The sequence below is a fragment of the Pseudomonas sp. NBRC 111131 genome (assembly GCF_001320525.1).
GTDB classification, from domain to species: Bacteria; Pseudomonadota; Gammaproteobacteria; order Pseudomonadales; family Pseudomonadaceae; genus Aquipseudomonas; species Aquipseudomonas ceruminis.
Genome location: NZ_BCBH01000069.1, coordinates 1 through 5,796, shown reverse-complemented (window position 1 = coordinate 5,796; position 5,796 = coordinate 1). Strand labels below are relative to the sequence as shown.

Genomic DNA, 5,796 nt, shown 5'->3' with positions numbered 1-5,796 from the left:
GTAACCGTCTGGCCAACTCACCCCTCAGCACACAGACCAGCTCGGACAAGAACGGGTGGAAAACAAAGCCTTGCCCGCAGGTATACCCATTGAATAAGCCTGTATCTGACGTAGGTCATGCAGAGCCTGCCAGCGGGTCGCAATCGACGATGGCTTCATTGTATACTTCGGCTCCGCATACCCCTTGAGCTACAGGAACATCAGCATGACTGTACTCCAAACGATCTACTGGCAGCCTACGCCGCCTTAGCGCTACGCCCCCTCGCAACAACCTGCTTCCGCTAGCCTCGCTCGCGGGTGCTCACTGCTGTACGCCTGGTTTTACACCTTAAGCACACAGCAAAAAATCCTCAAAATTTGAATTTGTATCGATTCGCTCGCCACTCCCTTGGCGTGCGCGATGCTTTGCCTTGGATATTTATATGCTGCAAAAACTTAGACAAACGTGGTTTTCCAACGTCCGTGCCGACGTGCTCGCGGGGCTGGTGGTCGCACTCGCGCTGATCCCGGAAGCCATCGCCTTTTCCATCATCGCCGGGGTAGATCCCAAAGTCGGTCTCTACGCCTCCTTCTGTATCTGTGCTGTCATCGCCTTTGTCGGCGGGCGCCCCGGAATGATCTCGGCGGCGACAGGCGCCATGGCACTGCTGATGGTTACGCTGGTAAAAGAGCATGGACTCCAGTACCTGCTGGCCGCGACGCTACTATGTGGCGTACTTCAAATCCTTGCCGGCTACCTGAAGCTCGGCTCGTTGATGCGCTTTGTTTCACGCTCGGTAGTCACCGGCTTCGTAAACGCATTAGCGATTCTGATTTTTATGGCGCAATTGCCTGAGCTGACCAATGTCACCTGGCATGTCTATGCCATGACCGCTGCGGGCCTGGGAATCATCTACCTGTTCCCGTATGTACCGAAAATCGGCAAGGTGATTCCCTCTCCATTGGTGTGCATTCTGACGCTGACTGCCATCGCCATTTACCTCGGTTTGGATATCCGCACCGTCGGTGACATGGGCCAACTGCCTGATACGCTCCCGATCTTCCTCTGGCCTGAAGTTCCGCTGAATTTTGAAACCCTGCGCATCATTTTCCCGTACTCGGCTGCGTTGGCAGTAGTGGGTCTACTCGAATCAATGATGACCGCGACCATCGTCGACGACCTTACCGACACCACCAGCAACAAAAACCGCGAGTGCAAAGGCCAGGGTGTGGCCAACATCGCTGCCGGCATGCTTGGCGGCATGGCAGGTTGCGCCATGATCGGCCAGTCGATCATCAACGTGAAATCTGGTGGCCGCACCCGTCTCTCGACATTGTGTGCCGGCGTTTTCCTGCTGCTGATGGTGGTATTTCTTGGCGAGTGGCTCTCCAAAATCCCTATGGCGGCACTCGTGGCTGTGATGATCATGGTGTCCATCGGCACCTTTAGCTGGGATTCCTTGCGTAATCTGAAAGAGCATCCGCTGTCGACCAACCTCGTCATGGTGGCGACCGTCGTGGTCGTCGTGGCCACTCACAATCTGGCTTACGGCGTACTGGTAGGTGTGCTGCTGGCCTCCCTGTTCTTCGCAAACAAGGTCGGGCACTACCTGGATATCAAGAGCACTCTTGAAGAGACGAAATCGCATCGGACTTACCGCGTCGTGGGCCAGGTGTTCTTTAGCTCTGCGGACAAGTTCACTGAGGTTTTTGACTTCAAGGAGGCGCTCAACAAGGTCACCATCGATCTCACACAGGCGCATTTCTGGGATATCACCGCCGTCGCAGCGCTGGATAAGGTCGTGATCAAGTTCCGACGCGAAGGCGCTGAGGTTGAAGTGCTCGGTCTCAATGAAGCCAGCGCGACAATCGTTGACCGCTTCGGCGTGCATGACAAACCCGGTGCCATCGACAAGCTCATGAGCCACTAAGGAGAACGACAATGACCCGCGTAATGGCATGCATTGATAACTCACAATCCTCATTGGCGGTCTGCGATTACGCAGCATGGGCCTCGCAACGACTCAGCGCTCCCCTGACCTTGCTTCATGTGCTGGATAAGGAGAAATATCCTGCATCCGCTGACCTCAGCGGCAATATCGGTCTCGGTAGCAGAGAACATCTGCTGGAAGAGTTGGCCATGCTGGATGCGCAGCGGGCAAAACTGGCGTTGGAGCATGGGCAGCACATGCTTGAAAAAGCTCGCGAGCGAACAGTTCACTCTGGCGCCATGTCACCTGATATGAAGCAGCGCCATGGCCATCTCGTCGAGAGCCTGAGCGATCTCCAAGACGATATTCGGTTACTGGTGATTGGAAGAGTCGGTGAGGACAGCACGCGCAGTGCCCAAAGTCTTGGCAGCCAGATTGAAGCGATAGTCCGAACTATCCACCGCCCCACCCTGATTACAACCAGCCATTTCAGGAAACCTGAAACGGTCATGGTGGCATTTGACGGCAGCGCAACAGGCCACAAGACCTTACAGATGCTTGCTTCAAGCCCGCTGTGCGAAGGCCTGCCAATTCATATCGTCATGGTTGGAACGGATTCTGAAGACAACCAGAACGCGCTGGAGAAGGCACGAACCACGCTTGCGTCTTCCGGCTCGCTGGTGCATTCCGAGATCCGCCCAGGCGAAGTAGAGTCCACACTGCATGCGTATCAGGCAGAGCACGGCATTGACCTCTTGGTCATGGGGGCGTACGGGCACTCACGCATCAGGCAGTTTCTGATAGGCAGCACGACCACGACGATGCTGCGTACATCCACTGTACCCTTATTGCTGCTTCGCTGAGCCAGTTCCACTGGCCACAGTATTTCCAGAACTGAGGAAATACCGTGGCCACCCTGGACGATGACTAACTGATCTTGCCGCTACGAGACCACATGCAACTCATAACTGAAATTGTTCACCCCGAGCTGAAATCCAAGCAGGGCAGAGTATTCCGTCGACATGCAGCTCGCGGCATCGTGATGCGGGGTGAACAGATCCTGTTGCTGTTCACCGAGCGCTATAACGATTTCAGCTTTCCTGGAGGCGGCCTTGATGGTGACGAGGACATTGTCGCAGGCCTGAAGCGTGAGCTTGAGGAAGAGACTGGTGCTCGTGAAATACAGGTGCTCCAGCACTACGGTTACATCGAGGAGTACCGGCCCTACCAAAAGCCACAGTACGATCTGATGCACATGACCTCGCATTTTTATCAATGCGAAGTAGCGCCCCAGCTAGAGCCGGTGAGAATGGAAAGCCACGAAATCGCTAATGGTATGCGGCCTGTCTGGATCAACCTGCATGAAGCCATCGCACACAATGAAGCCGTCATGCAGCGTCACGAGTCTTCGATGGGGCAGTCAATTCTGCGCGAAACCTACATGCTGAGAAAAGTCGCTTCCGAATTGTTGATGCCAATCAGCCTTTGAGCTGACTATTTGGCGAAGTCCACTTAGCCTGCCTCAGGCAAGCATCCAATGCTGCGGGAGTAATTGCGTGATTTCGCTCGCCCGCTGTGTCGGAAGCCGCATCAGTACATCCTTGAGATAGGCATACGGATCGTGCCCATTCATACGCGCCGACTGGATCAGGCTCATGATTGCCGCCGCCCTTTTTCCACTGCGCAGCGACCCGGCAAATAACCAGTTCGAGCGCCCAAGCGCCCACGGCCGGATCAAATTCTCGATCTGGTTATTGTCGATGGGCACAGCACCATCTTCCAGGTAGCGCGTCAGCGCTACCCAGCGTTTAAGGCTGTAATCCAGGGCCTTGGCCGTGGCCGAACCCTCGGGCACAAGTTCGCGTTGGGCCAACATCCACTCATGCAGTTTTTCAGCGATGGGCACCGCTGTTTCCTGACGTAATCGCCAGCGGGCTTCGTCGCTCATTTCCTTGGCGTGTCGCTCGACTTCATACAACCCGCCAATCGAGTGAAGCGCCTGCTCCGCCAACTGGCTTTTATTGGCTGCATGCAGGTCGAAGAATTTGCGGCGTGCATGGGCCATGCAGCCGATTTCGGTGATGCCCAGCTCGAAGCTGGCCTTGTAGCCGGCGAAGTCATCGCAGACCAGCTTACCGTTCCACGTGCCCAGGAAGTTACGCGCATGTTCGCCGGCACGGCTGGGGCTGAAGTCGTAGACCACGGCCTTTAGGGCCGAGAAAGGCGTGGTGCTATAGGCCCACACGTAAGCGCGGTGGGTTTTCTTTTCGCCTGGTGCGAGCATCTGAACCGGGGTCTCATCGGCGTGGATCACGCCCTGGGCCAACACATGCTCACGCAGCGCATCGACCAGAGGCTGGAGCTGCACACCGGTCTGTCCGATCCATTGCGCCAGTGTCGAACGGGCGATGGGCAGTCCGGCCCGACCAAAAATCTTCTCCTGCCGGTACAGCGGTAAATGGTCGGCGAACTTCGCCACCATCACGTGGGCCAAAAGGCCTGCGGTCGGGATGCCCTTGTCGATCACTTGGGCCGGTACAGGCGCCTGGATCAGTGTTTCACACTGACGGCACGTCCATTTTCCACGCACATGCCGCTCAACTGTGAACACGCCCGGAGTGTAATCGAGCTTCTCGCTGACGTCTTCGCCGATTCGCTGAAGCTGGCAGCCGCACACGCACTGAGTATTCTCTGGTTCGTGACGGATCACGGTTCGCGGAAACTGCGGCGGCAGTGGTGCACGCTTGGGCTTATGACGTGGCTCGGCCGGTGCGGCCGGCGGATTGGCTGCCTTCAGCTCGGCTTCGATAGCTGCGATATCGGTATCGAGCAGATCATCAAGCAGACTGCCTTGGTCGGGGCTCAGTTGCTCGCTGCGCTTGGCGAACTTGTGTCGCTTGAGGATGGCGATTTCATGAGCCAGTTGCTCGTTGACCGTTTCGAGGCGTTGGATTTTCTGGCTCATGGAGTCGACCTGGGACAGCAACTGCATAGCCTGTTCGGCCAAGCCGCGCAGCTGTTCCGGTGTCATCTGGTCGAGATTGGGCGAGGAAGTCATGCCGCTGATTGTGTCAGAGCAGGTCGTCAACAGCGATAAACCGATGGGCTAATGGCAGGGGCTAAAGCACTGTGATCGCGCTGCCTGCGCCGACCCGCTGCCACGGCAAACCCAGTACCAAGGCTTGAAGTTGCTCGTTATCGAGTTCGACTTCCGATCCGTGACGGATGCCGGGCCAATGAAACTTGCCTTGGTTCAATCGTCGCGCTGCCAGCCAAATGCCCACACCGTCATGCACCAAGACTTTCATTCGGTTGGCACGGCGATTAGCGAAGAGGTATGCGCAGTGCGGCTTCGCCACACCGAACACCGCGATCACCCTGGCCAGCGCGGTCTCGGTACCGGCGCGCATGTCCATAGGCTCGGTGGCAAGCCAGATGGCATCGATCCGAATCATTCCAACAGGTCTCGCAGAAAGGTGGCACAGGCGACAGCGCTTTCGGTCGGCCAGTTCACTTTGACGGTGCCACGCGGGTGCTGGATTTCAATGCAGATACTTGATGAAGCTGCCTGCGAATGTCCTCCGGCTAGCGGCAAGGGCACTGGAATGAAAGCAGGTTGCAGCGCCATAGTTTTGTTCGTGAGTACCCTAATCCATTTATGTACGAGGTTCGCGTTAAGGCTGTGCTTCTGCGCGACGCTGGCAATCGATGCGCCGGGCTGGGCGCACTCTTGGACAACTTGGGCCTTGAAGGATTTTGAATAGGAACGGCGTTGTGACTGCATGGAAAGACCCGCTTAAAAGGCTAGAAATGGTGTCCACTTAAATTAGGTGGACACCATCGCCTTTGGCGTCGGGGTCAGGAAGGTGAGTTGGCCGGACGGTTA

The 5,796-nt window shown here is 56.5% G+C and carries 6 protein-coding genes; 3 read left to right on the top strand and 3 right to left on the bottom strand.

From position 1 onward, the window contains the following. Window positions 1–422 precede the first annotated feature (422 nt). The 3 genes from APH34_RS28105 to APH34_RS28095 all read left to right on the top strand — a co-directional run bounded on the left by APH34_RS28105 (window position 423) and on the right by APH34_RS28095 (window position 3,399). Window positions 423–1,910: a SulP family inorganic anion transporter gene (locus APH34_RS28105; RefSeq protein WP_009684101.1), complete on the top strand. Its 1,488-nt coding sequence runs from the start codon at window positions 423–425 to the stop codon at window positions 1,908–1,910. A gap of 11 nt (window positions 1,911–1,921) precedes the next feature. Next, window positions 1,922–2,773, top strand: a complete 852-nt coding sequence (locus APH34_RS28100; RefSeq protein WP_012316922.1) for a universal stress protein — start codon at window positions 1,922–1,924, stop codon at window positions 2,771–2,773. Window positions 2,774–2,865: 92 nt separating this feature from the next. Further along, window positions 2,866–3,399, top strand: a complete 534-nt coding sequence (locus APH34_RS28095; protein ID WP_009684099.1) for an NUDIX hydrolase — start codon at window positions 2,866–2,868, stop codon at window positions 3,397–3,399. A gap of 33 nt (window positions 3,400–3,432) precedes the next feature. On the opposite strand, the gene APH34_RS28090 is transcribed toward APH34_RS28095, so the two are convergent. The 3 genes from APH34_RS28090 to APH34_RS29140 all read right to left on the bottom strand — a co-directional run bounded on the left by APH34_RS28090 (window position 3,433) and on the right by APH34_RS29140 (window position 5,694). Then, window positions 3,433–4,968, bottom strand: a complete 1,536-nt coding sequence (locus APH34_RS28090; protein ID WP_009684098.1) for an IS66 family transposase — start codon at window positions 4,966–4,968, stop codon at window positions 3,433–3,435. Between the two features lie 61 nt (window positions 4,969–5,029). Then, entirely contained in the window at window positions 5,030–5,365 is a 336-nt protein-coding gene (gene tnpB / locus APH34_RS30175) for an IS66 family insertion sequence element accessory protein TnpB (protein ID WP_009684097.1), read from the bottom strand. Beyond that, the gene (locus APH34_RS29140; protein WP_009684096.1) at window positions 5,362–5,694 is read right to left on the bottom strand and encodes a transposase; all 333 of its coding nucleotides are present in this window, start codon (window positions 5,692–5,694) and stop codon (window positions 5,362–5,364) included. Before APH34_RS29140 ends, tnpB begins: the two co-directional genes overlap by 4 nt. Between the last annotated feature and the right edge of the window lie 102 nt (window positions 5,695–5,796).